The 26,649-nt window shown below is 63.7% G+C and carries 29 protein-coding genes; 14 read left to right on the top strand and 15 right to left on the bottom strand.

Annotation, left to right across the window (positions count from 1 at the left end):
- Position 1 precedes the first annotated feature (1 nt).
- Positions 2 to 1,198 carry a hypothetical protein gene (locus ACWNC0_RS19040; RefSeq protein WP_449473894.1) on the bottom strand — a complete coding sequence of 399 codons (1,197 nt, stop codon included), beginning with the start codon at positions 1,196 to 1,198 and terminating at the stop codon, positions 2 to 4.
- 218 nt (positions 1,199 to 1,416) lie between these two features.
- Here ACWNC0_RS19040 and ACWNC0_RS19035 point away from each other — a divergent pair, with 218 nt between their 5' ends.
- The 6 genes from ACWNC0_RS19035 (at position 1,417) to ACWNC0_RS19010 (ending at position 7,156) form a co-directional block, all read left to right on the top strand.
- A complete protein-coding gene (locus tag ACWNC0_RS19035; RefSeq protein WP_449473893.1) occupies positions 1,417 to 1,611 on the top strand; it encodes a DUF4169 family protein in 195 nt (64 codons plus the stop codon).
- Between the two features lie 317 nt (positions 1,612 to 1,928).
- The gene (locus ACWNC0_RS19030) at positions 1,929 to 2,759 is read left to right on the top strand and encodes a hypothetical protein (RefSeq protein WP_449473891.1); all 831 of its coding nucleotides are present in this window, start codon (positions 1,929 to 1,931) and stop codon (positions 2,757 to 2,759) included.
- 165 nt (positions 2,760 to 2,924) lie between these two features.
- The gene (locus ACWNC0_RS19025; protein ID WP_449473889.1) at positions 2,925 to 4,142 is read left to right on the top strand and encodes an argininosuccinate synthase; all 1,218 of its coding nucleotides are present in this window, start codon (positions 2,925 to 2,927) and stop codon (positions 4,140 to 4,142) included.
- Positions 4,143 to 4,366: 224 nt separating this feature from the next.
- Entirely contained in the window at positions 4,367 to 5,023 is a 657-nt protein-coding gene (locus tag ACWNC0_RS19020; protein ID WP_449473887.1) for an EF-hand domain-containing protein, read from the top strand.
- Positions 5,024 to 5,093: 70 nt separating this feature from the next.
- Positions 5,094 to 5,813 (top strand): response regulator, encoded by a 720-nt coding sequence (locus ACWNC0_RS19015; RefSeq protein WP_449473885.1) that lies wholly within the window; start codon positions 5,094 to 5,096, stop codon positions 5,811 to 5,813.
- Positions 5,810 to 7,156 (top strand): HAMP domain-containing sensor histidine kinase, encoded by a 1,347-nt coding sequence (locus ACWNC0_RS19010; protein WP_449473883.1) that lies wholly within the window; start codon positions 5,810 to 5,812, stop codon positions 7,154 to 7,156. Before ACWNC0_RS19015 ends, ACWNC0_RS19010 begins: the two co-directional genes overlap by 4 nt.
- A gap of 176 nt (positions 7,157 to 7,332) precedes the next feature.
- Here the strand turns inward: ACWNC0_RS19010 and ACWNC0_RS19005 are convergent, their stop codons facing one another.
- From ACWNC0_RS19005 to flgB, 13 genes are all read right to left on the bottom strand, one after another.
- Positions 7,333 to 8,385, bottom strand: a complete 1,053-nt coding sequence (locus ACWNC0_RS19005; protein WP_449473881.1) for a flagellar motor protein MotB — start codon at positions 8,383 to 8,385, stop codon at positions 7,333 to 7,335.
- A 3-nt stretch (positions 8,386 to 8,388) separates the two neighbouring features.
- Positions 8,389 to 9,252 (bottom strand): flagellar motor stator protein MotA, encoded by an 864-nt coding sequence (gene motA, locus ACWNC0_RS19000; RefSeq protein ID WP_449473879.1) that lies wholly within the window; start codon positions 9,250 to 9,252, stop codon positions 8,389 to 8,391.
- A gap of 278 nt (positions 9,253 to 9,530) precedes the next feature.
- On the bottom strand, positions 9,531 to 10,376 hold the full coding sequence (locus ACWNC0_RS18995; protein ID WP_449473877.1) for a flagellin: 846 nt from the start codon (positions 10,374 to 10,376) through the stop codon (positions 9,531 to 9,533).
- Positions 10,377 to 10,388: 12 nt separating this feature from the next.
- A complete protein-coding gene (flgK, locus tag ACWNC0_RS18990; RefSeq protein ID WP_449473875.1) occupies positions 10,389 to 11,723 on the bottom strand; it encodes a flagellar hook-associated protein FlgK in 1,335 nt (444 codons plus the stop codon).
- Entirely contained in the window at positions 11,720 to 12,022 is a 303-nt protein-coding gene (locus tag ACWNC0_RS18985; protein WP_449473873.1) for a rod-binding protein, read from the bottom strand. Before ACWNC0_RS18985 ends, flgK begins: the two co-directional genes overlap by 4 nt.
- Positions 12,022 to 13,152 carry a flagellar basal body P-ring protein FlgI gene (locus tag ACWNC0_RS18980; protein ID WP_449473871.1) on the bottom strand — a complete coding sequence of 377 codons (1,131 nt, stop codon included), beginning with the start codon at positions 13,150 to 13,152 and terminating at the stop codon, positions 12,022 to 12,024. The genes ACWNC0_RS18985 and ACWNC0_RS18980 overlap by 1 nt, the downstream gene beginning before the upstream one ends.
- Positions 13,152 to 13,766 carry a flagellar basal body L-ring protein FlgH gene (locus tag ACWNC0_RS18975; RefSeq protein WP_449473869.1) on the bottom strand — a complete coding sequence of 205 codons (615 nt, stop codon included), beginning with the start codon at positions 13,764 to 13,766 and terminating at the stop codon, positions 13,152 to 13,154. The genes ACWNC0_RS18980 and ACWNC0_RS18975 overlap by 1 nt, the downstream gene beginning before the upstream one ends.
- A 173-nt stretch (positions 13,767 to 13,939) precedes the next feature.
- Positions 13,940 to 14,728: a flagellar basal-body rod protein FlgG gene (gene flgG, locus ACWNC0_RS18970; RefSeq protein ID WP_449473868.1), complete on the bottom strand. Its 789-nt coding sequence runs from the start codon at positions 14,726 to 14,728 to the stop codon at positions 13,940 to 13,942.
- A 57-nt stretch (positions 14,729 to 14,785) separates the two neighbouring features.
- Positions 14,786 to 15,529: a flagellar basal body rod protein FlgF gene (locus ACWNC0_RS18965; RefSeq protein ID WP_449473866.1), complete on the bottom strand. Its 744-nt coding sequence runs from the start codon at positions 15,527 to 15,529 to the stop codon at positions 14,786 to 14,788.
- A gap of 136 nt (positions 15,530 to 15,665) precedes the next feature.
- Entirely contained in the window at positions 15,666 to 16,529 is an 864-nt protein-coding gene (locus ACWNC0_RS18960; RefSeq protein ID WP_449473864.1) for a flagellar hook-basal body complex protein, read from the bottom strand.
- 39 nt (positions 16,530 to 16,568) lie between these two features.
- The gene (locus ACWNC0_RS18955) at positions 16,569 to 17,228 is read right to left on the bottom strand and encodes a flagellar hook assembly protein FlgD (protein ID WP_449473862.1); all 660 of its coding nucleotides are present in this window, start codon (positions 17,226 to 17,228) and stop codon (positions 16,569 to 16,571) included.
- Positions 17,225 to 17,635, bottom strand: coding sequence for a flagellar basal body rod protein FlgC (gene flgC, locus ACWNC0_RS18950; protein ID WP_449473860.1), 411 nt, complete (start codon positions 17,633 to 17,635; stop codon positions 17,225 to 17,227). Before flgC ends, ACWNC0_RS18955 begins: the two co-directional genes overlap by 4 nt.
- 2 nt (positions 17,636 to 17,637) lie before the next feature.
- The gene (gene flgB / locus ACWNC0_RS18945) at positions 17,638 to 18,009 is read right to left on the bottom strand and encodes a flagellar basal body rod protein FlgB (protein WP_449473858.1); all 372 of its coding nucleotides are present in this window, start codon (positions 18,007 to 18,009) and stop codon (positions 17,638 to 17,640) included.
- A gap of 261 nt (positions 18,010 to 18,270) precedes the next feature.
- On the opposite strand from flgB, the gene ACWNC0_RS18940 reads away from it, so the two are divergent.
- The 8 genes from ACWNC0_RS18940 to ACWNC0_RS18905 all read left to right on the top strand — a co-directional run bounded on the left by ACWNC0_RS18940 (position 18,271) and on the right by ACWNC0_RS18905 (position 24,624).
- Positions 18,271 to 18,939 (top strand): MotA/TolQ/ExbB proton channel family protein, encoded by a 669-nt coding sequence (locus ACWNC0_RS18940; RefSeq protein WP_449473856.1) that lies wholly within the window; start codon positions 18,271 to 18,273, stop codon positions 18,937 to 18,939.
- On the top strand, positions 18,939 to 19,430 hold the full coding sequence (locus tag ACWNC0_RS18935) for a flagellar motor protein MotB (protein WP_449473854.1): 492 nt from the start codon (positions 18,939 to 18,941) through the stop codon (positions 19,428 to 19,430). Before ACWNC0_RS18940 ends, ACWNC0_RS18935 begins: the two co-directional genes overlap by 1 nt.
- Positions 19,431 to 19,522: 92 nt before the next feature.
- A complete protein-coding gene (locus tag ACWNC0_RS18930) occupies positions 19,523 to 20,041 on the top strand; it encodes a flagella basal body P-ring formation protein FlgA (protein ID WP_449474667.1) in 519 nt (172 codons plus the stop codon).
- 46 nt (positions 20,042 to 20,087) lie between these two features.
- Positions 20,088 to 20,366: a flagellar biosynthesis anti-sigma factor FlgM gene (flgM, locus tag ACWNC0_RS18925; protein WP_449473853.1), complete on the top strand. Its 279-nt coding sequence runs from the start codon at positions 20,088 to 20,090 to the stop codon at positions 20,364 to 20,366.
- 8 nt (positions 20,367 to 20,374) lie between these two features.
- Positions 20,375 to 20,683, top strand: a complete 309-nt coding sequence (locus tag ACWNC0_RS18920; protein ID WP_449473851.1) for a hypothetical protein — start codon at positions 20,375 to 20,377, stop codon at positions 20,681 to 20,683.
- A 244-nt stretch (positions 20,684 to 20,927) separates the two neighbouring features.
- Positions 20,928 to 21,749 (top strand): lytic transglycosylase domain-containing protein, encoded by an 822-nt coding sequence (locus ACWNC0_RS18915; protein ID WP_449473849.1) that lies wholly within the window; start codon positions 20,928 to 20,930, stop codon positions 21,747 to 21,749.
- 9 nt (positions 21,750 to 21,758) lie between these two features.
- Entirely contained in the window at positions 21,759 to 23,879 is a 2,121-nt protein-coding gene (gene flhA / locus ACWNC0_RS18910; protein WP_449473848.1) for a flagellar biosynthesis protein FlhA, read from the top strand.
- Between the two features lie 13 nt (positions 23,880 to 23,892).
- Entirely contained in the window at positions 23,893 to 24,624 is a 732-nt protein-coding gene (locus tag ACWNC0_RS18905; protein ID WP_449473846.1) for a sigma-70 family RNA polymerase sigma factor, read from the top strand.
- A 94-nt stretch (positions 24,625 to 24,718) separates the two neighbouring features.
- Here ACWNC0_RS18905 and mdoH read toward each other — a convergent pair whose 3' ends face one another.
- Positions 24,719 to 26,602: a glucans biosynthesis glucosyltransferase MdoH gene (mdoH, locus tag ACWNC0_RS18900; RefSeq protein ID WP_449473845.1), complete on the bottom strand. Its 1,884-nt coding sequence runs from the start codon at positions 26,600 to 26,602 to the stop codon at positions 24,719 to 24,721.
- Positions 26,603 to 26,649 lie beyond the last annotated feature (47 nt).

The following is a 26,649-nucleotide window of genomic DNA, read 5'->3' as shown; positions in this document are numbered from 1 at the left end:
GTCACGCCGTCTGGCTCGCCTTTAAATTGCCCGTGGTCGCGCCGCGCCGATCTGCCAGCATCGCGATGACCTCCGCCGCGCGCTGCGATGACGGGCGGTCGTCGAGATCGAAGCTGTCCTTGAACATCTGCTCCTGAACCTCACGATATCGGCTGGTGTGCAACTGGTCCGCGCGGGATAGGGCATCATGCAGTTGGGATGGATGGGTTATGACCTCACCGGCCCGCCAATGCGCGAAATTGGGATCGCCCTCCCAGTCGATGCCGTGGCTGTTCAGGAAGATGCAGGGCCGGGGGCGCAGCAGGAATTCATAGACCTGACTGCTGGCATCGCCCAGGTAAATGTCCGCCGCCATCGTATAGCTCATGTCGGTCGAGGCTTTGCTGCCCAGATCCACATGGATGTTGTCCCCATGGAGATAGCGGTTCCCGATCGTCCCGGCCCGGTTCACGCTCAGACGGTCGATCGTCACTACGAATGGCCGTTCAAAGAGCATGACGTGCGGGGCGAACAGGAGTGCGCGGTCGTCCCTCTCGCGAAAATAGTCGAGTATGTCCCGGCCATGCCGATACCAGGATGACAGATGCGGGGAGGGGTGGGGATTATAGAGGACCACCGACCTGCCGCGGTTCAGCGGGTGGCTTGTGCCCTGTTGAGGCACCATGTCGAACTTGGGATAGCCTACGATGCTGATCCGGGCGGGGTCGACTTGCGCCTCGGTTATCAGGCGGCGGCGAATTTTCTCGCCTGAGCAAAGGACATGATCGAAACCGGCGCTGGCCTTGTCAAACCCGATGGCGCGGTCCCCGGCGCCATGTCGGGTGTGCACCATGAAAAGGTCTTTGAGCCCGTACCGCGATTTCAGCAGAAGGGATGTCTTTTCCGCCACGATCAGCATGGCGAGGCTGCGAAAAAAGGGGAGATTGTCGCGATAGACGAGGAGTTTGGAGGCGGGAACCAACCGGCCGAACATTCGGGACAGGCGCATGGAGCGCGGCGCCAGCTTCAATTCGACATGCTGGATGCGCGTCCCCAGCCATTCCCCGGCGATCCGCCGAACTTCCGCTGACAAACGGGGGTTGGTCGTGGCTACGATGATCTCGCCAGGGAAACCGCCTTTGGCCATCGCTATGGCGACAGGAAGGCTGTGGGCAATCTGGTGTATCTGATCGTGATTGAACAGGAAACCTACGCGCAAACCACTGCTCCCAAGCAGATGCGAGATAGCAGTTCCCTTATTGCCGATCCGAGCGGCCTGCCTCGCATTTGAGCCCTTAGATGGTTTCTGCATGTTTACAAGATGCCATGGCCGGGTTCCGAAGGAGCCGTCGGGGCGTTGTCTTGGCAAGTCGGCAGTTGCTGGCCTAGTCTTGGGGTTTAGATCAAAAGGCGCGACATATAGGGTTTTGAGCAGCTATGGGTGACATCATCAATCTGCGGCAGGCGCGCAAGGCCAAGGTGCGGAAGGATAAGGAGCAGGTGGCGGCTGCAAATCGGGCGAAGTTCGGCCAGACCAAGGCTGAGCGTGAGGTGCGGCGGATCGAGGAGGCGCGGCAGGATCGGCTGTTGGACGGTAGCCGACGGGATGGTGACGTCGACCCGGTTGAATAGCGGTTAGGACGGCAAGCAGTCTTTCAAGGCTTTTTAGGTCAAACGAGATGAATGGATGTTCATCTCTCTCGCGTCGGCAACAATTCATCTCTTAGGAAAATCAACTCATCGTGAATCCGTGACCATGTCTGCGGTCAATTGAAAAGTTCGTTGGTTCAGCTTGGGCTATGAGAGGATATATTCAATCTGTTCGCCCGGCTGGTGCCGCGATTGCCGCTGTTCTAGCCCTTGGTTCAACCTGTTCTTTCGCGCAGGAAACTGTTCATGATGCGGTTTCGCCGCCTGTTGTCGTGCCGCCGCCGGTTGCAGCTCCTGCTGTGTCGGTCCCGCAGCCGATGGTCCAGCCGACCGCTTCGGTTGAGGAACGGCTGGATGCTGCGGTGGCTGCTTCGGAAGCCGAGGCGGCGGTGAAACCTGCTGCTAGTCGGCCACACGCGCGGACGGCTTCCACGCCGGTTCGAACTGCGCCGCGGGCGCAAGTTGAGCGGCCTGCTGCTGCGCCGTCGGTTGAACGGGCGGAGGCCCGGCCTATGGCGACAGCGCCCAAGCGTGAGGCCGCCGTTGGTTCGGCGCCTGCGGTGAACGAAGCTGTGCCCGCCACACCGCCTGCCGCTGAGGCGCGCGATGTCGGCGCTGCCGATGCTGGCACAAAGGAATCGCTCCTGTGGGCCTTGGGCGGTGGCGTGCTGCTGCTTGCGGGGCTCGGCGGGGCTGCCGCCGTTCGTCGTCGCCGTAACGTTGCAGAAGTCGAGGAAGAGGAGGTTTTGGCTGCCTCGGCGGAGCCGCTGGTCGAAAAGCCTGTCGCGGTCACGCCCACCTTTGTGGAGCGGGAACCGGTGGCTGAGCCTGCCATCATGCGTGCGCCCATGCGCGCCCCCCTCGCGGCCGAAGCTGCTTATGGCTCCAGTCTGGAGGCGATGGTCGCCGCCGCGCCGAGCGCGGACAATCCGTTTCGCACGCATCGTAAGCGGCTGGCCCGTGCGCGGTTCCTGCTGGCGCAACAGGAGAAGGGCGAGCGAGTATCCTTTGCCGATGCGCCCGTCCATGTGCCGCCGCAGACCATCCATGCCGAACCTCAGGTGCAGACCGTCTATCGGATGGGCGCGGATCGGAATCGCCGGATGACATTCAAGCCGCAAACGCGCTAAGTCACCGGACAATCAGCCAGACAGGGGCGGCATCGCACGGTGCCGCCCCGTTTGCATGACCTGCGCACGTCGATTCGGTTGCACTTGGGGCCGACCCCTGATACCGGCGCGCCGGTAATTTCGCGCCAGTTTGCAGGCCAAGTTTGAAGGAAGGTCGCTCCACCCATGTCCGATAAGATCAACCGCATTGTCCTTGCCTTCTCGGGAGGGCTCGACACCAGCGTGATCCTGAAATGGTTGCAGCAGACCTACCAGTGTGAGGTCGTGACCTTTACCGCCGATCTGGGGCAGGGCGAGGAGCTGGAGCCTGCGCGGCAGAAGGCCAAGCTGATGGGCGTCAAGGATGAGCATATCTTCATCGACGACCTGCGCGAAGAGTTTGTGAAGGACTATGTCTTCCCGATGATGCGCGGGAACGCGATGTATGAGGGGCTGTATCTGCTGGGCACGTCGATCGCCCGCCCGCTGATCGCCAAGCGGCAGATCGAGATTGCGAAGATGGTCGGCGCGGATGCCGTCAGCCATGGCGCGACCGGCAAGGGCAATGACCAGGTGCGGTTCGAGCTGGGCTATTATGCGCTGTCACCTGACATCAAGGTCATCGCACCCTGGCGGGAATGGGATCTGGCCAGCCGCACCAAGCTCATTGAGTTCGCCGAGCAGCATCAGATCCCGATCCCCCGGGACAAGCGCGGCGAAAGCCCGTTTTCGACCGACGCGAACATGCTGCACACCTCGTCCGAGGGCAAGGTGCTGGAAGATCCGTGGGAAGAAGTGCCGGACTATGTCTTCTCGCGCACGGTCAATCCCGAGGATGCGCCCGACGCGCCGGAATATATCACGGTCGATTTCGAGCGTGGCGATGGCGTGGCGATCAACGGCGTGGGCATGAGCCCGGCAACTTTGCTGGAAACGCTGAACGAATATGGCCGCAAGCATGGCATCGGTCGCCTCGATCTGGTGGAGAACCGCTTCGTCGGCATGAAGTCGCGCGGCATGTATGAAACGCCGGGCGGCACCATTTATCACCTCGCGCATCGTGGGATCGAGCAGCTGACGCTGGATCGCGGCGCGGCGCATCTTAAGGATGAGCTGGCGCCCAAATATGCCGAGCTGATCTATAACGGCTTCTGGTTCTCGCCCGAGCGTGAGATGTTGCAGGCCGCGATTGACCATAGCCAGGAGAAGGTGACGGGGACGGTTCGGCTGAAGCTGTACAAGGGCGGCGTTCAGGTCGTTGGGCGCAAGTCGCCTTATTCGCTCTACAGCGAGAAGGTTGTCACGTTCGAGGATGATGCGGGCGCCTATGATCAGCGCGATGCGGCGGGCTTTATCAAGCTGAATGCGCTGCGTCTGCGGTTGCTGGGGCGGCGGGACGGCTGACGAACTCGTCATCCCAGCGCAAGCTGGGATCTTATGCGGCCTGGCGCCTCGCCTCCTGAGCTCCCAGCTTGCGCTGGGATGACGGGGGTGGGGGGAGGCTCGCCCTCGTTACATATTGCGACAATTTAGCCCGTGACATGACAAGTTTGCGGGACAAGTCTTCCTCATAAGGAGTTTCAGGAGCGGCGATGGCCGTTCGTGACCCCTTGAAAGGAAGAGACGAGATGATCCGCAAATTTCTGGGCACCGCTGCTGTCGGCGCGCTGTTCGTTGGCGGGCTGGCCGCTTCGCATCTGGCGCTGGCACAGCCGGGCGATGCTGGTCCGGGCGGCCGTCATGGCGGCATGATGGCGATGGCCGACGCGAACAAGGACGGGAAGATCAGCAAGGCTGAACTGACCGCAACGCTTGATGCGCGGTTCGCGAAGATGGACGCCAATCACGACGGCAAGCTGACGAAGGAAGACCGGGAGATCAGCCGTCAGGCGCGGCTTGATCAGCGCTTTGCCGCGCTGGACACCGATCGCAATGGCCAGATCAGCAAGGCCGAGTTCGTCGCCGGGCATCAGGGCCGCTGGGGTCGCGGGGATGGCGATCGCGAGGGCCGTGACGGGCGTCGAGGTCACGGGTTTGGCGGGCGCGGTCATCACGGCTTTGACGGCGGCATGATGTTTCATGGGCGTGGCGGCCGAGGTGGCAAGGCGATGAAGGACGGCGTTCTGACGCGTGCCGAGTTCATGGCCCGGCCGCTCGCGATGTTCGACAAGGCGGACAGCAACAAGGACGGCTTTGTGACGGCGGATGAAATGAAGGCCGCGCGTCAGGCGATGCGTGAAGCCTGGCAGGCCCGCCGTGGTGCGGACGCCGCGCCGAAGAACTGATCATAGGGGAAGGGTGGGGGATGCGTCCTTCACCCTTCCAAGCTGCTGATAGTCGTGACAGATATTCCCCATGAGTGAAAAACCCCATCTGCTGCTCGTCGATGACGAGCGTTCGATCCGCGAGCCGTTGGCGCAATATCTGTCGCGCAACGGATTCCGTGTGACTGCCGTCGAAAGCGCGGCGGAGGCGCGGCTGCGGCTGAATGCCAATGCGATCGATCTGGTGATCCTGGATATCATGATGCCGGGCGAGGATGGATTGTCGCTCTGCCGCCATATTCGCGAGACGAGTGAGATTCCGGTGATCCTGCTGACCGCCAAGTCGGAGGAGACTGACCGGATCGTCGGGCTGGAGATGGGGGCGGACGATTATGTGCTGAAGCCCTTTTCCCCGCGCGAACTGGTGGCGCGGATCAAGGTGATCTTTCGCCGGGTGGCCACGGGCGGCCAGCGGGTCACGGCCCCTGATGGGGCGACCTATGCCTTTGCGGGCTGGCTGCTCAAGACGCAGGAGCGGGTGCTGGTGGATCAGGAGGGCGTGGCGCTGCCGCTGTCGACCGCCGAATATAATCTGATGATGGCCTTTGCGACGCGGCCCAATCAGGTCCTGAGCCGGGATCAACTGCTCGACATCACGCAGGGGCGGGAGGCCAATGCGTTCGACCGGGCGATCGACAACCAGATCAGCCGGTTGCGCAAGAAGATCGAGCCCGACCCGAAGAACCCGACGCTGATCAAGACGGTGTGGGGCGGCGGCTATACGCTGTCCGCCGATGTGAGGAAGCTGTGAGGCGCTTTCGCCTTTGGCCGCAGAGCCTGGTTGGGCAGATCATCGTCCTGGTGGCGATCGCGCTGTTCGTGGCGCAGGCGATCAATTTCGGGCTGCTGCTGCGGGAGCGTAATCGGTTGACGCTGACCGCGCAGACGGCGCCGGGCGTCTATCGTATCGTCGATGCGCTGGACAGCCGGGGTGAGGCGCCTGCGCGCAACCGGCCGCCGAGGGCGCGCTTCTTCGATGCTGCGCCGACGTTGACGGGCGAGCGGCGGCCCGAGGTCGAGCGGCGGGCGCTGGCGATGTTCGCGGATGTGGGGCTGCCCATGCGGGCGGTGCGGGTGATCGAGCAGGACCGGCCGCCGCCGATGCGCCGGATGGACAATATCAGGATGCGCGCCATGGGCGACGTGCGGGGTGAGCCGCGCGGCGGTCGGCTGACGATGGCGGCCGAATATGCGCCGGGACAATGGGTCGTGACCCAGACGCGGGCGGGCAACCGGGCGCCGCGCTTTGGCGGGTGGCTCGTGGGGCAGACGCTCATCCTGTATGTGATCGTGCTGTTGCCGCTGCTGTGGGTTGGCCGCAGGCTGGCGCGGCCTTTGGGGCAGTTGACGCGGTCGGCGCAGCAGTTTGCGCGCACGGGATCGGCCGATGCGGTGGAAGAGCGTGGGCCGGGCGATGTGCGGGAGCTGACCACCGCGTTCAACGCGATGCGCGGCCGGATCTTTGCGATGCTGGATGAAAAGGACCGGATGCTCGGCGCGATCGGCCATGATTTGCGCACGCCGCTGGCGTCGCTGCGGGTGCGGACGGAGTCGGTGGAGGATGAGGGCGAGCGGGCGCGCATGTCGCAGACGATCGACGAGATGAATCGGATGCTGGAGGATATCCTTTCACTGGCGCGGGCGGGACGGAGCACGGAGGCGGCTCAGAAGGTTGATCTTTCCGCGCTGGCCGATGCGGTGGTGGAGGATTTCATTGAGCTGGGATCGCCTGCGGAGATGGCGGATAGCGCGCGGGCGGTGGCTTCGGTCCGGCCGCAGCAGATCAGACGGGCGCTGCGTAATTTGATCGAAAATGCGATCGTTTATGGCGAGCGGGCGCATGTGTCCGTGGTGCGCGAGGATGGCGCGATCCGGATCGTCGTGGCGGATGATGGGCCGGGTATCAGCGAGGATCGGATGGAGGAGATGATGGAGCCGTTTACGCGGCTGGAGGGGTCGCGGAACCGGGAGACCGGCGGGGCTGGACTAGGGCTAGCGCTGGTGCGGGCGATCATGGCGGAGCATGGCGGCGCGCTGAGGCTGGTGAACCGGGCTGGTGGCGGGTTGGAGGCGAGTTTGGTGTTGCCGGTTTGAGCGGGGATGGTGGCGGGGAGGGTCAGATGATGTTCTCCCTCTCCCCTTCAGGGGAGAGCGCCGGGGAGAGGGGAGCGACGAATGGTCCTGATCGGCCCCTCTCCCGCCTTCGCTACGCTCGGCACCCTCTCCCCTGAAGGGGAGAGGGAACAGTCTCCCTCCCGTTCATCAATCAATCAATGCTTACCCGGTTTGCTCGAGGTGCCGGGCGCGGTTGGGTTGAGCAACTGGACCCCGCTAGGCAATCCGGTGCCGCCCATGTCGATCCTGGTCACCTCTTCGCGCGCTATCCGGGCCGGGTTGTCGCGTTCCTTGATGGCGGCCTTGGTCGCCTCGTCTGGCGCCTCGTCGTCGCTGCTGTCGCTGCCACGGGTCCAGCCGAGGATGATCGACATGCGGCGGTTGCGTGGGTCGTAGACATTGCCTTTGGCAAAGGGCTCGCGGTCGGCGACGCCTTCGATGCGGGCGAAGCGGTCGTTGCCGATGCCGCTGGCGGCCAGCGTCTTGCGCGTCGCTTCGGCGCGGGCGGACGATAGCATCCAGTTGTTCATGCTCTGGCCCGAGCTATAGGGCAGGCCATCGGTATGGCCGCGCACGATCAACGGATTGGGCATGCCGCGCACGACGCCCGCGACTTCGCTGACCAGGTCACGCGCTTGCGGCAGCAGATTGTCGGTGCCCATGGTGAACATGGCGAAATTGGATTCATCGATCAGGTCGATGCGCAGCCCTTCGCGGGTTTCGGTGAAGCGGACGTTGCGGCGCAGCTTGTCCATGCCCTTCTTGCGGGCCATGCGCGCTTCCAGTTCCTTCTTCACCGCCTCGAACTTGGCGCGGTCGGCGGCGCGGGTGGCCTTGCCGCCCTGATCCTTCGTGCCGGTCGCGTCGCGCGGGATGGTGATGGCAAGGTTGCCCTGACCGCCGGTCGTGGGATAATTTTCCTTGCTCACCATGCTATCGCCGCCGAACAGGCCGCTTGACCCGGCCGAGGACATTTTCAGTTCGACCAGCGTCGGCGTGAAATAGTCGGCGAGGCCCTTGCGCTGCTTTTCCGTGGTCGCGCCCAGCAGCCACATCAGCAGGAAGAAGGCCATCATCGCCGTCACGAAGTCGGCATAGGCGACCTTCCACGCACCGCCATGATGGCCGCCATGGCCATCGACGATGATCTTCTTGACGATGATTGGCCGGGGTTCGGGCTCGTTCCCGCCGCGCTTCTTTTCGGCCATGGCTTATTTGCCCCGCATGCCGTCGAACACTTCGGCGAAGGCCGGCTGGTTCGCATGGGTGAGGCTGGAGCGGGCCGCTTCGATGACGAGCGGCTGGGGGTGGCCGTGGAGCGAGGCGATGATGATCTGCTTGACGACATGGTACATGGCGCCGTCCGCCTCGATCACCGCACGGCAGCGGTTGGCGAAGGGGCCGACCATGCCATAGGCGAGCAACACGCCGAGGAAGGTGCCGACGAGCGCCGAACCGATCATGCCGCCCAGGATTGCCGGGGGCTGGTCGATCGAGCCCATGGTCTTCACAACGCCCAGAACCGCCGCGACGATGCCGAGGGCGGGGAGGGCGTCAGCCAGACCCTGAAGATTGTCGGCGGGCTTCAACGCTTCGTGGTGGTGCGTTTTGAGCGCGTTATCCATGACCTCTTCGACCGCATGCGGATCGAGCGTCCCCGAGGACACGACCACCAGACGCAGCGTGTCGCTCATCAGGTGGATCAGCGTCTTGTCAGCCATCAGGCGGGGATATTCGGAAAAGATCGTCGAGCTGGCGGGATCCTCGATATGCGGCTCCAGTGCCACGGGGCCTTCGACGCGCAGCGTCTTCATCAGGCGCGAGACGAGGAAGATGCAGTCGAGAAAATCCTGCTTCTTATACTTGGGGCCTTTGAACACCTTGCCAACGCCGCCGCCCAGCGCCTTCAGGTCCGCGCCCGAATTGCCGATGATCAGCGCGCCGACAGCGGCGCCGCCGATGATGAGCATTTCATGGGGAAGGGCATGGAGAACGGGACCGATGTCGCCGCCCGTGAAGATGAAGCCGCCAAATACCATGACGAGCAGCACGACCAGGCCAATGAGTGCGAACATGAGTACCCCTGAAAAATTCTGCCCGCTGGGCTTTCACCTGACAGCGCACGATGCGCTTTCGTCAGATGGTTAACGCCCAATGGTTAGCGGGAGGTTTAGGATGGGAGGTTTTTTCTGCCGTTCCGGTTTCTTATCGTCATCCCAGCGGACGCTGGGATCTCAGGAGGGGATGCGCCACACCGCCCGAGATCCCAGCTTCCGCTGGGATGACGGAGTGAGGGGGAACGGCGGAGTAAGAAGGGGCGTCGCGTAAGAGGGGAGCGCCGCAGCCTGAAAACTTAGCGGATCAGGTCGAACAGTGTCTGCTGGTTGATGCGTGCGAAGGCGGACTGAGCGGCTTCGAGCTGGAGTAGCTTGCTCTTAACCGACGATATGACTTCGGACAGGTCGGTCGATTCGAGCCCCTGACGGCGTTCCTTCAGGTCCAGATCAACGCTGGTCAGCCGGTTGCCGGTCACGTCCAGTCGGTCGCTACGGACGCCTTGCTTCGCCTGTTCGATGGTGACGTGGCTCTGCCCCGCCTTGATCGCGGACAGCGCCGATTGGAGGTCAGCGTCTGTGCCGCCCTGCAAAGCGGTGAGCGCCTGGCTCAATATGCCGTCCAGCGTCATGGGCGTTCCGCCGACGTCGATCCCTTCCGAAACCTCCTGCCGGGTGCCGACCACCGCCAGATTGAGCCCGCGGCTCACGGGAACCAGCACGCTCTGCGTGTCGTCGAATACCGGCACGCCCTGATAGTCGGTCTGATTAAGCAGCGAGCCGATGGCCTCGCGAATGCCCTTCACATCTTCGAAGATCGCGGTGCGCTGCGCGTCGTTGAGCGATCCGTTGCGGGCGGAGGTCACCAGTTCCTGCGCGCTGATGAGCAGGGTGTTGATTTCGTCCAGATTAGATTCGGCGTTGGCCGCGCGGCCGGTGCCATAGCTGACATTGGCCTGCCAGGCCGATTGCTGTGCCTGCTCCTTGCCGATTTCGGACACCTGCACCCAAGCCAGGGAATTGTCCGATGGCTTGTTCAATGTGATGCCGGTCGAAATGGCGGTCTGCCCTTCGATGATGCCCTGAGACAAGGTCTGCTGACGACGGATTTCGGCGATCAGCGTCTTGTTGGTGATGCCTACCATGGGTCAGCCCTTTCAAATGATCTGCAGAATGGCGTCGACGGTTTCCTTCGCGATCTGAAGGATTTTCGCCGAGCCGGAATAGGCCTGCTGCAACCGGAGCAGTTCGGCCGCTTCCATGTCGAGATCGACGCCGCTGACGGCTTCGCGCGCGGCGATCGCCTGATCACTGCGGCCCTGAGCGGTTGTCTGTTCGGCCTTGATGGAGGCGAGCAAATTCGCCTGCGTCGCGATGATCGACGTCCACCCCTGTTCGACGCTGCCATTGCCGCGCAGGACGGTGCCCGCGTCCAGCAAGTTGCCGTTGAGCCTTCCGTCCGTGGATTTGGTCGCCAGCGCGGCGGGATCGGTTATGAGCGCGGTGACGCTCGCCGCTGTCGTGCCGGAGAGGAGCGCTGCGCCCGCCACGTTCGCGTCAGTACGGCCCTGCGCGTGCCAGTTGTTCACGTCCGTCACGAACTGCTGCGCCAGCGTGTCCAGGCTGGTGCGGCGCTGCGCCGTTGTGGAGGCCGAGGAAAAGAGGCCGCCGAGCGTCCCGTTGGAGGGTGCGGGCAAAGCCGTGCCGCCGGCGGTGGCGAGCGCCAGCGTGCCATTGGCATTGACTGTTAGCGCCAGCGCGGTCGCATTGTCGCCCTGCACGATCGTCGTGCCATTATAGTTGATCGTCGCCACGTCATGCGCGCCGAAGCTGATGTCGACATTGAGATTGGCCGACAATGTGTTCAGCGCCGCGTCGCGGCCGTCCAGCAGCTGCGCATAGGCCGATGTGCCGGGCTGCGCGCGAAGCAGACTGTTGTTGATGCCAGCCAGTTGCGACAGCGAGCGGTTGATGGTTTCGACAGACGCTGTCGCTTCGGTGGCGATGCCGCTGGATACCTGCGAGAGGTCGGCCGAGGTGCGCTGAAATGCTTCAGCGACGCGATTGATGCTGTCGAGCGTGGTGACGCGCAGCGATCGGTCGCTGGGGCTGGCGGCGAGCTTGTCGATATTCTGGAACATGCCCGTCATCAGCTTGCCGATGCCGGTATCCGTGTCGTTGAGCGCGCCTTCCAGATCGGTCATCCAGCGCAGCCGCGCCGTAGAACTGCTAAGCGCCATGCCGCTGGAGCGGACGGCGGCATCCAGATAGGGATCGGCCGCGCGGGCGACGCCCGATACTTCGGTGCCGCCGAAATTGGCGCGGGCGATGTAGGTCGCCATCGTTGCCGTGGACGAGCCGGACTCGACGGTCGTCAGCGAACGGCGCGAATAGCCTTCGGTACTGGCGTTCGCGATATTTTCCGAGATCGCGGCCATCGCCTGGCGGTAGGCCTTGGTGCCCGAAGCGCCGATGATGAAGAGGTCGCTCATTCGCCTTTAGCCTGTATGGGCGCGGCAGGCGTGCGGCTTTCATATTGGCGCAGCAGCATTTCGGCGATGCCGAGTGCGCCCTTCTCCGCCATCGTGTCGGCGGTGCGCGCGTCGGACATGTCGCGAAACTGTTCGGTCGCGCTGGAATCGAAGATGCCTTCGCCGCCGCCAGACTGGCGCATGGTGCCGATCATCTGGCGCAGGAAGATGGCCTCGAACTGCTTGGCGGTCTTCTCCAGCTGCGCCTTTTCGGGCGACGCGGCGGGCTGAACCCCTGTGGAAATCGCGTTTATCTGCATCACAACACCACCAGTTCAGCCTTCATCGCGCCTGCCTGCTTCAAGGCTTCGAGGATCGCGACCATGTCTGCGGGAGACGCTCCAATGGCATTCACCGCCTTCACTATATCGGCCAGCGATGCTCCACCTTTAAAATTAATCATCGGTTTCTTTTCCTGATCGATCGAAATCGAGCTGGAAGGCTCCATCGCGGTGCGCCCTTGCGAGAAGGGCGCGGGCTGGACGATGCGCGGGCTTTCGTTGACGCTGACGGTCAATTTGCCATGCGCGACGGCGGCCGGATGGATCCTGACCGCGCCGTTGATGACGACGGTTCCGGTGCGGGCGTTGACGATGACCTTGGCAGGCGCGTCGGCGGGCTTGACCTCGATATTCTCGATCATGCCCATCATCATGATGCGGTCGGTCGCGCCGGGCGCGGCGTCGATGTTCACCGAAACCGCGTCGGTGGCACGGGCGCGGTTGTCGCCAAAGGTGCGGTTGATGCCGTCCGCCACGCGCAATGCTGTGGTGAGGTCGGCTTCCGCGAGGTTGAAGGTGAGGGTGGGCGCAGTATCGAAGCCGGTGGCGACCGCGCGCTCCACCGTCGCGCCGCCCGGAATGCGGCCAGCCGAGGGGATGTTGACGGAGACCTGGCTGCCGTCCGCGCCGGATACGCCAAGACCGCCGACCGCGAGGTTGCCCTGCGACATGGCGTAGATTTCGTTATCCGCGCCGCGCAGGGGCGTCATGATGAGCGTGCCGCCGCGTAGCGACTTGGCCTTGCCCAGCGCGGAGACGGTGACGTCGAGACGCTGGCCGGGCTTGGCGAAGGCGGGAAGGTCTGCGGTCACCAGCACGGCGGCTGCGTTTTTGAGCGAGGGGTTGATGCCCTGCGGCAGCGTCAGGCCGAAGCGCGAGACCATGCCCTTCACGCCCTGCGTCGCATAATCGAGGCTGTCGTCGCCAGTGCCAGCGAGGCCCACGACGATGCCGTAGCCGGTCAGCTGGTTGGGGCGGACGCCCTGGAACGTGCCGAGATCCTTGATGCGTTCGGCATGAGCCGGAACGGTCACCAGACTGGCGAGGGCCAAGCCGGTCGCGATCAGAAGATATTGGAACAGGCGGGTCATGGCTCTGCCGGTCTCCATCAGAAGGGGCTGATCATCGAGAAGAAGCGTTGCAGCCAGCCCTGACGGCTGGCGCGGGCAATCTCGCCCTTGCCGGTGTAGATGATCTTGGCGTCGGCCACGCGCGTGGACGCGATGCGGTTGTCCGGGGTGATGTCCGCCTGACGGACGAGGCCGCTGATCTGGATGAACTCGTCGCCACGATTGAGCGTCAGCGCCTTTTCACCCTTCACCAGCATCGTGCCGTTGGGATAGACCGCAGCGATCGTCACGGTGATTTCGCCGTTCAGAGCGTTTGACTGGGTCGCGTTGCCCTTGCCGGTGAAGCCCTGATCGCCGCTTGCCGCGATGTCGCTGGCGGAGAAGAGCTTGGAGAGGGGGCCGGTGCTGGGCGGCGTCAGGCCGATGCTGCCGCTGCGGCTGGTGTCGGCCGAATTGGTCTTGGTCGCCTGCGTGCGTTCGACCAGCACGATGGTGATGATGTCGCCGACGCTTTGCGCCCGCGCGCCGCTGGTGAGCGGGGTGTAGCCCATCGATGCCTGAAAGATCGAGCCGTTGGCCACCGGGGCGGCAGGGGCGGCAACGATGGTGGGGGCAAAAAATTGCCGCTCGGCATCGCGCTTTTTGCCGGCCATTGCCGGGGTGGTGGCAAGGGCGGTTGCCGTGAGGAATAAAACAGCCGTTCGGGCTGTTCGAACGAGCCGCTTGTCTCGTTCGAATGTCGAAGCCCTTCCCTTTCTTTTTGAAGAAGTGAAGCCCCTCGACAAGCTCAGGGCGAACGGTGTGTGGGGGGAAGTCATAAGTCCGCTCACAGCTGCTGATTGACGTACTGGAGCATTTCGTCCGTCGCCTTGATCATCTTGCTGTTCACCTCATAGGCGCGCTGCGTTTCGATCATGTCGACCAGTTCCTCGACCACATTGACGTTCGAGGTTTCGAGGTTGCCCGAGCGGATCATGCCGCGGCCGTCGAGGCCAGCAACGCCGACCTGCGGCGTGCCGCTGGCAGCGCTTTCGGTGAGCAGGTTGCCGCCGATGGGCTGAAGGCCCGCAGGGTTCATGAAGCTGGCGAGTTCGACCTGACCAAGCTGGGTCGGTTCGGTCTGGCCCTGAAGCGTCGCGGTGACGGTGCCGTCATTGCCGATGGTGATGCCGGTCGCGCCTTGGGGCACGGTGATCTGCGGGATGAGGGGCAGGCCGTCGCTGGTGACGATCGCGCCTTCCGCCGTGGTGCTGAAATTGCCCGCGCGGGTATAGGCGGTGGTGCCGTCCGGGCGCTGGACCTGGAAGAAGCCGGAGCCTTCGATCGCCATGTCGAGCGCGTTGCCGGTCTGCTGCAACGTGCCCTGCGTGTTGATTTTGCTGGTGCCCTGCATCGCGACACCGGAGCCGAGGTTCAGGCCGGTGGCGAATTTGTTTTCGCTGTCCGAATTGGCGCCTGCGGCCACCATCTGCTGGTAGGCGAGCGTTTCGAAATCGGCGCGGTCGCGCTTGAAGGCGGTCGTGTTGACGTTCGCCAGGTTGTTGGCGATCACGCGCATCTTCGTGTTCTGCGCGTCGAGGCCGGTGCGGGCGACGTGAAGGGCTGCGTTGGTCATCGTCTGAAGTTCCTTGCGAAGTCAGTCTTTGTCACGAAAAGCAAGGTTCGTGCCAAATTAACCATCAAGCCGCATGAGCGACGCGCCGCCATCATCCAGTTCCTTGGCGGTGTTGATCAGCTTCACCTGGGTTTCCCAGGCGCGGCTTGCTTCGATCATGTCGACCAGTGCTGAAGTCGCGTTGACGTTGGAGCCTTCGATCGAACCGCCGGTGACGGTCGCCAGCGGATCGGTCGGCAGGACGCCGCCATTGGTTTCGCGGAAAAGGCCGTCCGTGCCCTTGGCGATGCTGGAGCCGACTGCGCGGACGAGCTTCAATCCATCGACGCGCTGCGGGTTTGCCGGGTCCCCGCCCTGCGGCACGCCCCAGATGCTGCCATCCTGCGAGATGGAGACGCTGTCCATCTGCGGCAGGGTGATGGGGCCGCCTTCGCCCAGGACGGGAAGGCCGTCGCCGGTCGTGAGGAGGCCGCTGTCGGAGAGTTTAAGGTCGCCGCGGCGCGTATAGGCTTCGCTGCCGTCCGCAGCCTGAACGGCGAGCAATGCATCGCCGTTCATGGCCACGTCCAGCGGATTGCCGGTTTCGACGACCGCGCCCTGCGCCATGTCGGACGCGATCACCTGTTCGGACGCCTGCGCCCGCGTTTCGAAACCATCGCCCTTGATCCAGCGCGTCTCTGCATTGGCGATCTCCGCGCGGAAGCCAACCGTGTTGACGTTCGCGAGATTGTTGGAGATCGACGCCTGCCGCGCCATCGCGCCGCGCATTGCGGTGAGTGCCGTGTTGACGAGCCGGTCCATGGGTGAATCCTGTTTCTAGCGAGATCAGCTTTGATGCCGTCATCCCCGCGGAGGCGGGGATCCATCTCCTGAACGCGGCGCTTGGTGCTACGCCTGGAGATGGTTTCCCGCCTCCGCGGGAATGACGGTTTAGGTTTTAGGTGCGCATGTTGACGATGGTGGTCGACAGCGTGTTGGCCGCTTCGATCGCCTTCGAGTTCGCCTGGAAGTTGCGCTGGGCCGAGATCAGGGCGACCAGTTCTTCCGTGATGTCCACGTTGGCGCGTTCGAGGGCGCCCGAGCGAACCGACCCATAAAGGCCGCTGTTGCCGGTGCCGAAGCGCGGCGCGCCGCTGGCCGAAGTTGATGTCCAGTGCGCATCGCCCTGCTGGCGCAGGCCGTCCTGGCTGTTGAAAGCCGCCATCGCGGTGGTGCCGAGATAGACGGTGGAACCATCGGCATAGACGCCGGAGATTTGCCCGTCCTTGCCCACGCCGACGCTGTTCAGCTGATTACCGGTGCCGCCAGCGGGCCAGTTGGTGGGAACCTGAAGGTCGGCGAGGTCGGCTGAAGTCAGGGTGCCAGCGGCAAGGCCGGCTGCGATGGCCGCGCTGGGCTGGCCAGTCGTGGGATCGACGGGGATGACCTGAACGCGTGCGCCCGTGGTATCTACCACGTAGCGGTCTTCGGTCAGGGACAGGGCGCCGTTACGCGTGAAGCTGACCTGGCTGTCGCCGGTGCGCTTGACGGTGAAGAAGCCTTCGCCGGTGATGGCGAGGTCCAGCGTCTTGTCGGTGCCTTCGATCGTGCCCTGCGTGAACTGCTGGGTGATGCCCTGCACGCGCGCACCCTGGCCAGCGACCTGCGTCGTGGTCTGCATCGGCGCGGCGGCGAAGATGTCGCCGAACACGGCCTTGCTCTTCTTGAAGGCGGTGGAGTTCACGTTCGACACATTGTTGGCGATGGTGGCCAGATCGGTCTGTGCGGCCTTCAGGCCGGAAAGCGAGATGTAGAAGGACATGGCGTTGCTCCTTGGGTGAAAAGGATTTTGGGGGTGAGGTTAGGAGAGTGAAATGGCGTCCGAGGGGCTGTAGCTGCCCAATGCGGTGATGAGTTTTGATGCGCTGCCGTCAGCGGGTGACTGAACGGCGGCGATGGTGGCCCAGCTGGCGACACGCGACGGCGAAGCGCCATTCACGCGAATCTTGAGGGCGTCGGTGGCAACCCTGTTTCCGGCTTCGTCCTTGCCGTCCCAGTAGAAGTTGACGTCGCCTGCGGATCGGTTGCCGAGGTCGATGGTCTTCAGGACATTGCCGTTGCCGTCCATCAGATCGACGCTGGCGCCGCTGGTGGCGTCCGCGAACGTCACTTGGCCGGTATATTGGCCATAGGCGTCGGGCGCGACGATGTTGCTTTGCACCAGCATCGACTTGCCGATCCAGCTGGCTGCGTCGCCTAGGCGCGAACCGGTCAGCTGGGAGGCGAGGCCTTTCAGCGTCTGGTTCATTTCCGCGATGCCGCTGGAGTTGGTGATGGTTGCCATCTGGGCCACCATTTGCGCGTTATCCATCGGCGCGAACGGGTCCTGCGTCTGCATCTGTGCGGTGAGGAGGCGCAGGAAATCCGCCTGGCCCATTTCCGCCTTGCCGGTGCCGACATTCTTGTACGGATTATAGGCGGTAAGGCCCGCGCTGTCGGTGACGGTCGAGGTCGTGCTCATTTGCCGATCCTTATGGTTTCGAGCATCAGCGACTTGGCGGTGTTCAGCACCTGCACATTGTTCTGATACATGCGGGCGGTTTCGATCATGTCGACGAGCTCCGCGCTGCTATCCACGGCCGATTCCCAGACATCGCCATTCTTGTCGGCGAGCGGGTGATTGGGATCGTGGCGCTTGGTGGGCTTGGCGTCGGTGGTAAGGACGCTGGCGACCTTCACCGTGGACACGCCGGGCTTGTCGGTGACCGATTCGAAAACGGGCTTGATGGCGCGATAGGCGGACGCCTCGCTGCCGGTTACGTTGCCCGCGTTCGCCATGTTGGAGGCGGTCGCGTTCAGGCGGACCAGCTGCGCGCTCATGGCGCGGCCGGCGATGTCGAAGACGTTCATGGGGCCAGAGCCGCTCATGCTCATTCTCCCTTCAGGGCGCGAGTGACGGTGTTGATGCGGCCCTCAAGGAAGGAGAGGGTCGTGCGATATTTGACGGCGTTTTCAGCGAACAGCGTCTGTTCCGTGCTGAGTTCGACAGTGTTGCCGTCGAGGCTGGGCTGAAGCGGGACGCGATAGCCCATGCTGTCGTCCACGGCCTTGCTGACGTCAGCGATCGAGCTGCCCTGCTGGCGCGTCGTCGCTTCCTTCAGCGCTGACTCGAAATCGATGTCGCGCGCCTTGTACCCGGGGGTCGAGGCGTTCGCGATGTTGGACGCGAGCAGGGACAGGCGTTGCGAGCGAAGCGCCAGCGCCTTTCCATGTATCCCGAACAGTCCGTCTTCCAGCGACATTTCCGTCTTTCCGTCTTTTTGCCCCGAGGGGCCTAAAAGTTGCGGGTCATCCGCCGTTCTGAAGCCTGAAGGCGTGAACCGCGGGTGATCCGAACGGGTATTAGCAAGAGCCGTGCCAATTTGCGTGGGTGACGCATCGGCATGCGCTGAAATGGCGGAAATCCTTGGGTTCGGGTGAAGGCGGCGGCAGGGGCGGCAAGATTTTGCCGGTCTCTGGCAAGGCTTTGCCGCAGGTGATCCGGGTGAATGGGGGATTGGTTGATGTTCGGGATTTTGGCGCAACTCTTCGATCCCCTGACGCTGATCATCATGATTGCGGGCGTGGGCGCGGTGGCGCTGTTTCAGAATGGCGGCCCGGCGATTGGGCGAGGGTTCGCGGCATTGGTGCCGCTGCTGCGCGCCGATCCGGACAAGGATCAGGCAACAGCGCGCGCGGCGCTGCTGAAGATCGATCAGGTTGCGCAGCTGCGCGGCCTTGCCTGCACCGATCGGGTGAAGACGGCCAATCCTTTCCTTGCCGAAGCGGCGCGCCGCCTCGCCAACAGCGAAAAGACCGAGCAGTTCGAGATTTGGGCGGCGCAGGCGCTGGCCGACCGGGCGCGCCGTCATGGCGGTGCGCGCAACGTATGGCTGTCGATCGCCGATGCCGCGCCTGCATTGGGCATGGCGGGCACGATATTGGGCCTGATCGGCATGTTCGCGGCGATGGATGACCCGGCCGCGCTGGGTCCGTCCATGGCGCTGGCGCTGCTGACGACGCTATATGGCGTGGTGATTGCCAATGTCATTGCCGCTCCCATAGCGAGCCGTCTTGCCGACCTGTCGGAGCGTGAGTTGGCATGGCAGAAGGAAGCGGTCACCCGCATGGTCGCCATCGCCCGGCGCGAAAATGTGACGACGCTGCGGGCGTCCATCCGCGAGGTTGCGTGATGACCGCTGCCGCATCGCAAGCCCGGCGCAATCGGTGGGCGGTGAGTTTCGCCGATCTGTTGTTGTTGCTGCTCGGCTTCTTCATCTTGCTTCAGGCGAGCGGGCAGAAGCGCGATGCCATGCTGGCGCAGGTGCGTCAGCAATTTGGCGGGCGCGCGATTGCCAAGGATATGGAATTGCGCGCGGCGGAGCTGTTCCTGCCGGACGAGGCTTTGTTGTCCGATCGGGGCAGGGCGGCGCTCGCCAGGGTTGGCGCTGGCTTGCGGCGAGGAACGGGCAGGATCGACATCAGCAGTTTGGGCACCGATCCAGCGCGGCGGCGGTTCGATCCATGGGATCTGGCTGCGGCACGACTGGGCGCCGTGGCGCGCGAGTTGAAGGCGCAGGGGCTGGCCGACGATCGGCTGCGCATCAGGGGCCTTGATCAGATGGATGGCGGCACGGGCAAGGGGCAGGTGATCCGCATCGGTGAAGCTGCCGTGCGGCGTTAACGACTTGTTAGCCATGTCGGATGCTTAATGCGTGGCATGAATCTGCCTGCATCCGGAGATATGCTGTGAACAAGCTGCCCTTCATTGCCGCCATGGTGCTGGCCGCAGCGGCTGCTCCGCCTGCGCTGGCCCAGCAGAAATTCGAGAATCTCGATCGCCTTGACGGGCTGGTCGCGATGACCGTCGGCGCCAATATCGGTGAGCCAGGCGGCCCTGTCGCGCCGGTCGATCGGCGGCTGCGGCTGGCGGCTTGTCCGGTGACGCCCAGCGTCGAAGGGCCGACTTTCGGCGCGGCGATCGTCAAGTGCGACGCCCTTGGCTGGCGCATACGTGTGCCGCTGAGCGGTGGTGGGGCTGGTGCTGTGACGCCGGTCGCCCGCTATGGTGCACCTGCTCGCCCGGCGCAGCGCGACATGGTGGTCAAGCGCGGCGACCCCGTCCAGCTGATCGCTGGCAATGCGAGTTTCAGCGTCTCGCGCGTGATGATCGCGGATGAAGATGGCGCCGTGGGCGACACCATCCGCGTGCGCGAGGACAAGAAAGCAGCGCCCGTTCTGGCGCAAGTCGTGGAAATGGGCACTGTGCGCATTCCGGGATTTAATGATTTTTGAACCCGGCCGTTATAGATAGGGCGGGACGAGTGAAGGATAGTTAGCCATGATCAAATCTGTCGGCCAGAATATGAGCGCCGCCATAGAGGCTTCCCGCTTGCGGGACAGCGGCAAGGCGCGCAGCGCTTCCGACAAGGGAGCGGTAGGCGTGTCTTCTTTCTCGGCATCCGCAAGCCCCGCTGCCCGCATGGCGGCTGAAGGCGCGCCGGTCGATATGGACCGAGTGGCGGCGATCAAGGCGGCCATCGCGTCGGGCAATTATCCGGTCGATGCGGCTGCGATCGCCGACAAGATGCTCGCGCTCGACCTGCCGGTTAACGGGTAAGATCGCCGGTGCCGCTTGGGCTTGCAGCGCTGGATGACCTCTTCTCCGCTTTTGAGGAGTTGCGCGCGGCGCTTGATGGCACCGACGTGGCGGCGATCGATGCCGCCGCATCTCATGTAAGCAAGAGCGCCGCCGCAGTGCGCGCGATCGGCGCATGGCGCGCGGATGACGCGATTCGTGAGAGGGTGACGGCACTGCTTCCCCTGATCGAAGCGGCGCGGGTGCGAATCAATGTGCTGACCGATCATGCCGGACAGCGTCTGTCTTTGCTGGCGGCGCATGGGTCGACGCAGGCTCCGTTGGTTTACGGGCGGTAACGAGCTACACTTATTTCCGTTCGCCCTGAGCCTGTCGAAGAGCTCTACTTCTTGAAGAAGGAAAGGGCTTCGACAAGCTCAGCCCGAACGGTTGTACAGTTTTGATGTTGGAAACGAGGGCGCCCCAGAGGCGCCTTTTTTCATGCATGCTGAACGCGCCATCAATATTTATGGAGCGCGCGTTAACCAAATCTTGGCATAACCCTTGCTCTAATGGTCCCCGGTACCAACGGGGATTTTTCATTTGTCGGCTTTTGCAGACATATCAGCGACAGGCGCTTCGAACGGCAATCGCGTGACGAACGCGATCGCTATGGCGAGCCGCAGGACGGGCGTGGACTTCGCCTATCTGCTGGGCCAGGCCAAGATCGAGAGCAGCCTTAATCCCACGGCGCGCGCGAGCACTTCTTCGGCGCGGGGGCTTTATCAATTCGTCGATCAGAGCTGGCTTGCCGTCATCGACAAGCATGGCAGCGAATATGGGCTCGGCTGGGCCGCAGACATGATCAGTCGGGGCCAGAATGGCCGCTATTATGTCGCCGATCCGGACATGCGCCAGCAGATACTCGACCTGCGCAACCATCCCGAAACCGCCTCCGTCATGGCGGCGCAGCATGCCGCCGACAACAAGGCCTATCTGGAACAGCGGCTTGGCCGCGAGGCAGAGCCGGTCGATCTTTACCTCGCCCATTTCCTCGGCGTCGGTGGCGCGAGTAAGTTCCTGTCCGTTCACGACCGCGCGCCGGGCGCGACCGCCGCGTCGATGTTCCCGGCTGCTGCGCGGGCGAACCGTTCCATCTTCTACGATCGGTCGGGCAGTCCCCGCAGCTTTGCCGAAATTCGCGACCGCTTTGCGTCGAAGCTCCAGCGCGGCGTCGATGCGATCAACACCGGACCCATCCAATATGCCGCCGCTTCACTGCCCGAAGGCGCGAAGACGGTGCAGCCCGCCGACTATGTGCGGATCGAAACCCAGCGCCTCGCCACTGCGGCCGATGTCAGCATCAAGCCGCAGCCGGAAACCGCGCGTCTCGCCTATCTCATGCTTGCCACCCTCGGAAGGTAACGGCCCGATATGACTCCCGCCCAAGTCAAAGCGAAGATCTGGATGAGCGCCGCCAAGGGGGCCGTGCTGCCCATCGCGACGCTGATGGTCGTGCTGTTCATGATGGTGCCGGTGCCCGCGTTCATGCTGGACGTTGGTTTCATCACCAACATCATGATTTCGCTGGCGGTGCTGATGGTGGCGTTGAATGCCGCCAAGCCGCTGGATTTTTCGAGCTTTCCCACGGTGCTGCTGTTCGCGACCTTGCTGCGGCTGGCGCTGAACGTCGCATCGACGCGTGTCGTGCTGGTGCAGGGCCATGAGGGATCGGACGCGGCGGGGCATGTCATCGAGGCCTTCGGTCATTTCCTGATCGGCGGCGATTATGTCGTCGGCATCTTCGTCTTTGCGATCCTGATGATCATCAACCTCGTCGTCATCACCAAGGGCGCGGGCCGCGTGTCGGAAGTCAGCGCGCGCTTCACCCTGGACGCCTTGCCGGGCAAGCAGATGGCGATCGACGCCGACCTCAACGCCGGTTTGCTGACGCCTGAGGAAGCCAAGGTCCGCCGCCGCGAAGTGGCTACCGAAGCCGACTTCTACGGTTCGATGGACGGTGCGTCGAAGTTCGTAAAGGGTGACGCGGTTGCGGGCATCCTGATCCTTGCCATCAACATCGTCGGCGGCATCATCCTGGGCGTGGTCAGCCACGGCCTGTCGATGGGTGAGGCGGCGCAGACCTATATCGTCCTCGCCATCGGCGACGCGCTGGTGGCGCAGGTTCCCGCGCTGCTGCTCTCCATCGCCGCCGCCGCCATCGTGACCCGCGTCGGCAGCGAGCAGGAGCTTTCGGACCAGATCACGGGCCAGTTCGGATCGAGCAAGGCCTGGGCGCCGGTCGCCGCGATCCTGACCTTCCTCGGCATCCTGCCCGGTATGCCGCACATGATTATCCTGCCCGCCGCAGCACTTGCGGGCTATATCGCCTGGCACCTGCGCAAGACGTCGAAGGCCAAGGCCGCCGAGCCTGCGCCGATGCCGGAACCGGCTAACCCTGCGCTCATCGAATGGAACGACGTGTCGGACGGCGCGATCCTGGGCCTAGAGATCGGCTATGGCCTCATTTCGCTGGTCGATGAGCGCAAGGGCGCGCCGCTGATGGCCCGCATCACCGGCATCCGCCGCCAGTTGTCCAAGGAGCTGGGCTTCGTCGTGCCGATGGTCCGTGTGAAGGACAATCTGGCGCTGGAACCCAACCAATATCGCATCACCATCGCTGGCGTAGTCGTGGGCGAGGACGAGATTTTCCCCGAGGATCTGCTGGCGCTCGACAGTGGCGCGCTGGAAGGCGTGGTGTCCGGGCGTGAGGCAAAGGACCCGACCTTCGGGCTGGACGCCGTGTGGATTTCGGCCGCCAAGCGCAGCGAAGCGGTGGTCTGCGGCTATACGGTTGTCGATCCGCCGACGGTCGTCGCGACGCACCTCAACCAGCTGATCGCCATGAACGCGAGCGAAATGTTCGGTCTGGACGAAGCGCGCAAGTTGCTCGACAATCTGAAGGACGCCGCGCCGCAACTGGTCGATGGCCTGACCCCCGGCACGCTCAGCCTTACGCAGATATCCGCGCTGTGCCGTGCGCTGCTGTCCGAAGGCATCGCGCTCAAGGACTTCCGCCGGATTTGCGAGGCGATGGTCGATGCCGCACGGCCCGACATGAGCCATGAGCAGCTGGTCGAGGCTGTCCGCCAACGTATCGGCGCGCTTATTATTCAGGGTCTCGTGCCGGTGAAGATGCCGCTCCCCGTCATCACGCTGGACGGCGATCTGGAAGCACTGCTTGCCCAAGCGATGCGTGTTGCTGGCGATGCCAAGCATCCGATCGAACCCGCGCTCGCCAACCGCATCATCGAAGCGGTGGTGCAGGCGGCGCGGCCGATCATGGGGCAGGCGCGGAACTTTGCCATTGTGACGTCGCCGGTGGCGCGCCGTGCGCTCGCCCGCCTGTTCAAGCCGCATCTGCCCGAAACGCCGGTGCTGTCCTTCCTGGAAATTCCCGATGGCAAGGGCGTGGAGGTCGTCGCCGTTGTCGGTGGTGAACAGCGGCCCGCGCCGCGCCACGATCCAGCGCCTGTTCGCGAACGCGTGGCCTAAAGGAGCCTGACCCATGTTCATGAAGAAGGTCGTCGCCGGTTCCGATGCCAATACTTACGGCCGGTCGAACAATAGCCCTGAACAGCTTGCCCGCCGCTACATGCCGCTGGTGCGCAAGATTGCCTGGCATGTGCATGGCCGGGTGTCGAGCGCGGTCGAGGTCGAGGATCTGCTCCAGATCGGCATGGTCGCGTTGGTTGAGGCCGCCAATGGTTTTGAGGATCGCGGCTTTGGCTTCGCCTCCTATGCGCAGATGCGCGTGCGGGGGGCGATGATCGATCATTTGCGCCGTGGTGCAACGATTGCCCGGTCGGCGATGGCGAACCGTAAGCAGCTTGCCGCGGTGCGCAACAGGCTGGAGCAGCAGTTGCGTCGCGCGCCCCTCGAAGCCGAAATGGCGAGCGAGATGGGTATGGAGGCGGCCGCCTATCGCGAACTCGCCGACAGCTGCGAGATGGTGCAGCACACAAGCATGGATGAGGTTTATTCCGACCAGTCCATGTGGTTTGCGGACGTGGAAGATCGCGCCGATGACGTCATGGAGCGGGAGTCGCTCAAGGCTGCGCTCGCCGGGTGCATCGGCGAACTGCCGCAGCGTGAGGCGCTGGTGTTGCAGCTGTATTTTGTCGAGGAATTGAACCTGGAGGAAATCGGCCAGGCGCTGGATATCGGCGCGGCGCGGGTGTGCCAGATCAAGAAGGCTGCATTGGATAAGCTGCGCGAGAAATTACGCGAGTGGGACTGACATATGCGTCATCCCAGCGAAAGCTGGGATCTCGTGAGGCTATGTCGCTTGCTCTCGCCTGAGATGCCAGCTTCCACTGGCATGACGGTGTTCATCACCGATCGTTCGCGACCGCCTGCTGAAGCGGAGCCGCCCCGCGAACCTGCTCGGGATAGTGCGGTGGACGATAGCTTTGTGCCCGCCACCATGGCTCTGCCACCTGGAACAGACCGCTGCGTTCTGCCTTCTGCCCCAGATCCTTGCGGGCGGTGACGGCAGCAAGAACCGGAGCAAGCACCAGGCCCGCGACCACCGGCATGATCCATCCAACCGATGTTCCGCCCCTGATCGCCAGCACGGTCAGCAAGCCGCCTAGCATGATATGATATTTGAACAGCCAGATGGCGCTGGTGATTGACATGCCGTCGCGGTCGCGGATTTGGCCGCTCCAGCTGCTTTTCCGGCCCATCAATATGCCAAACAGGTTGATCGTCTGGGTCAACATGCTGACGGGCGCCATCAGGATTGAAAGCGCGATGTCGGCGATGACCCCACGGCTCATACGCGCCGCTCCGCCAAAGCCGATGCGGCGGGCGGGGTCGGCCATCGCCCATCCCATAGCCAGCAGCTTCGGACCGAACAGCAGCACCGCCGTCAGCGCCAGAAGGCCGCCCGATGGCAGGATGGCGCTGGGCGGCCAGACGCCAGCCAGCGCGCCGCCCAGCACCACCAGCATCAGCGCGAGCCAGAGCGGTGACGTGCAATAGGCCGATGCGCCAACCAGCAACTGGAAGCGGCTGACCAGATGGAGTCCCCTGATCCTGGGGATGAGCGGCACATGCTGAATATTGCCCTGGCACCAGCGCCGGTCGCGGGTGGCTAGGTCGGGCAGGGAAGGGGGAAATTCCTCGAAACTGTCGTCCGCCATGACCATGTGAACGTCCCAGCCGCGCCGACGCAGCAGCGCGGCCTCTATCATGTCATGGCTCATGATGTGCCCGCCGAAGGGGGCGCGTCCGGGGAGTTCGGGCAGGCCGCAGCTTTGCGCGAACGCCTTGGTTCGGAGGATGGCGTTGTGCCCCCAGAACATGCCTTCCGAGCCTGCCCACCAGATCATGCCCGCTGCCGAGATGGGGCCGAACAAGCGGCTGGCGAACTGCTGCCAGCGTGCGAAGAAGGTCGTCGCGCCTACGAGCGTCGGCACTGTCTGTATGAGGCCGACATGCGGGTGCCGTTCCATGTCGAGCGCGAGCCGGGCCATGGTCTGGCCGCTCATGACGCTGTCGGCATCCAGGACGATCATATAGTCGTAACCGCCACCGAAACGCTGCACCCATTCGGCGATATTGCCCGGCTTGCGCCCGATATTGAGCGCGCGTCGGCGATAATGGACGGGGCGCGAGAAGCCCTTGCGCATTTCCAGATAGGCCTGGCGCTCTATTTCGCCATTGGTCGGGTTGGAATCGCTCAGGATGAAGAATTCGAAGCGTTCATGACCCATGACCTGCGCCAGCGAGCGTTCCATGAACGACAGGCGGCCCATGACGCCCAGGAAATCCTCATTACAGACGGGTAGAAGCACGGCCGTGCGGCCCCGGATCGGACTAGCGAACAGCGCGCGATGGGGGTGGGCGCCCGGACCTTTGCCCAAGGTAAGCGTGAGGAAGCCGATGAGGCTGGTCGCAAAGCCGAAGGCGATCCACGCGAACAGGGGAATGAAGAGCGCGAGATAGACGCCTTCCCATAGCGAAATGCCGTCCAGACCAATCGACCGCCGCATCTCATGAGCCGCAATGGAGGCGGGAAGCAAAGCCAGCAGCACGACCAGCATGCGCCGCGCCCATTGGTCGATATTCAGCGGCCGATGGGGGAAGTCGCGCGGATGCTCCCGGAAATCCTGTTCCGGCATGGCGAGGGGCATCTCGGCGGGCACATGCTCGAACCCGCGCGCAACGGCTTGCGCCGCTTCGCCGCTCGTCTGTCCGCCACTGATCGCCATCTTGTGTTTCCGTTCTGTCATCGTAACGGACGCAACGCGCCCGGTCT

Source organism: Sphingobium chungangianum (assembly GCF_977014255.1).
Note: the sequence above shows the minus strand (reverse complement) of the source record. Positions and strands in the feature narration are given on the sequence as shown.

Bases quoted from the DNA above. Each gene is read 5' to 3' on its own strand.
- ACWNC0_RS19020 (WP_449473887.1), top strand. From the start codon at position 4,367: ATGATCCGCAAATTTCTGGGCACCGCTGCTGTCGGCGCGCTGTTCGTT.
- ACWNC0_RS18955 (WP_449473862.1), bottom strand. From the start codon at position 17,228: ATGAGCACGACCTCGACCGTCACCGACAGCGCGGGCCTTACCGCCTAT.
- ACWNC0_RS18995 (WP_449473877.1), bottom strand. From the start codon at position 10,376: ATGGTAGGCATCACCAACAAGACGCTGATCGCCGAAATCCGTCGTCAG.
- ACWNC0_RS18930 (WP_449474667.1), top strand. From the start codon at position 19,523: ATGGTGCTGGCCGCAGCGGCTGCTCCGCCTGCGCTGGCCCAGCAGAAA.
- ACWNC0_RS18935 (WP_449473854.1), top strand. From the start codon at position 18,939: ATGACCGCTGCCGCATCGCAAGCCCGGCGCAATCGGTGGGCGGTGAGT.
- flgK (WP_449473875.1), bottom strand. From the start codon at position 11,723: ATGAGCGACCTCTTCATCATCGGCGCTTCGGGCACCAAGGCCTACCGC.
- ACWNC0_RS18980 (WP_449473871.1), bottom strand. From the start codon at position 13,152: ATGGAGACCGGCAGAGCCATGACCCGCCTGTTCCAATATCTTCTGATC.
- mdoH (WP_449473845.1), bottom strand. From the start codon at position 26,602: ATGGCGATCAGTGGCGGACAGACGAGCGGCGAAGCGGCGCAAGCCGTT.
- ACWNC0_RS19015 (WP_449473885.1), top strand. From the start codon at position 5,094: ATGAGTGAAAAACCCCATCTGCTGCTCGTCGATGACGAGCGTTCGATC.
- flgB (WP_449473858.1), bottom strand. From the start codon at position 18,009: ATGTCGCTGGAAGACGGACTGTTCGGGATACATGGAAAGGCGCTGGCG.
- flgC (WP_449473860.1), bottom strand. From the start codon at position 17,635: ATGAGCGGCTCTGGCCCCATGAACGTCTTCGACATCGCCGGCCGCGCC.
- flgM (WP_449473853.1), top strand. From the start codon at position 20,088: ATGATCAAATCTGTCGGCCAGAATATGAGCGCCGCCATAGAGGCTTCC.
- ACWNC0_RS18965 (WP_449473866.1), bottom strand. From the start codon at position 15,529: ATGGACCGGCTCGTCAACACGGCACTCACCGCAATGCGCGGCGCGATG.
- ACWNC0_RS18940 (WP_449473856.1), top strand. From the start codon at position 18,271: ATGTTCGGGATTTTGGCGCAACTCTTCGATCCCCTGACGCTGATCATC.
- ACWNC0_RS18905 (WP_449473846.1), top strand. From the start codon at position 23,893: ATGTTCATGAAGAAGGTCGTCGCCGGTTCCGATGCCAATACTTACGGC.
- ACWNC0_RS18960 (WP_449473864.1), bottom strand. From the start codon at position 16,529: ATGTCCTTCTACATCTCGCTTTCCGGCCTGAAGGCCGCACAGACCGAT.
- flhA (WP_449473848.1), top strand. From the start codon at position 21,759: ATGACTCCCGCCCAAGTCAAAGCGAAGATCTGGATGAGCGCCGCCAAG.
- ACWNC0_RS19025 (WP_449473889.1), top strand. From the start codon at position 2,925: ATGTCCGATAAGATCAACCGCATTGTCCTTGCCTTCTCGGGAGGGCTC.
- flgG (WP_449473868.1), bottom strand. From the start codon at position 14,728: ATGACCAACGCAGCCCTTCACGTCGCCCGCACCGGCCTCGACGCGCAG.
- motA (WP_449473879.1), bottom strand. From the start codon at position 9,252: ATGTTCGCACTCATTGGCCTGGTCGTGCTGCTCGTCATGGTATTTGGC.
- ACWNC0_RS19005 (WP_449473881.1), bottom strand. From the start codon at position 8,385: ATGGCCGAAAAGAAGCGCGGCGGGAACGAGCCCGAACCCCGGCCAATC.
- ACWNC0_RS19035 (WP_449473893.1), top strand. From the start codon at position 1,417: ATGGGTGACATCATCAATCTGCGGCAGGCGCGCAAGGCCAAGGTGCGG.
- ACWNC0_RS18975 (WP_449473869.1), bottom strand. From the start codon at position 13,766: ATGGCCGGCAAAAAGCGCGATGCCGAGCGGCAATTTTTTGCCCCCACC.
- ACWNC0_RS18985 (WP_449473873.1), bottom strand. From the start codon at position 12,022: ATGCAGATAAACGCGATTTCCACAGGGGTTCAGCCCGCCGCGTCGCCC.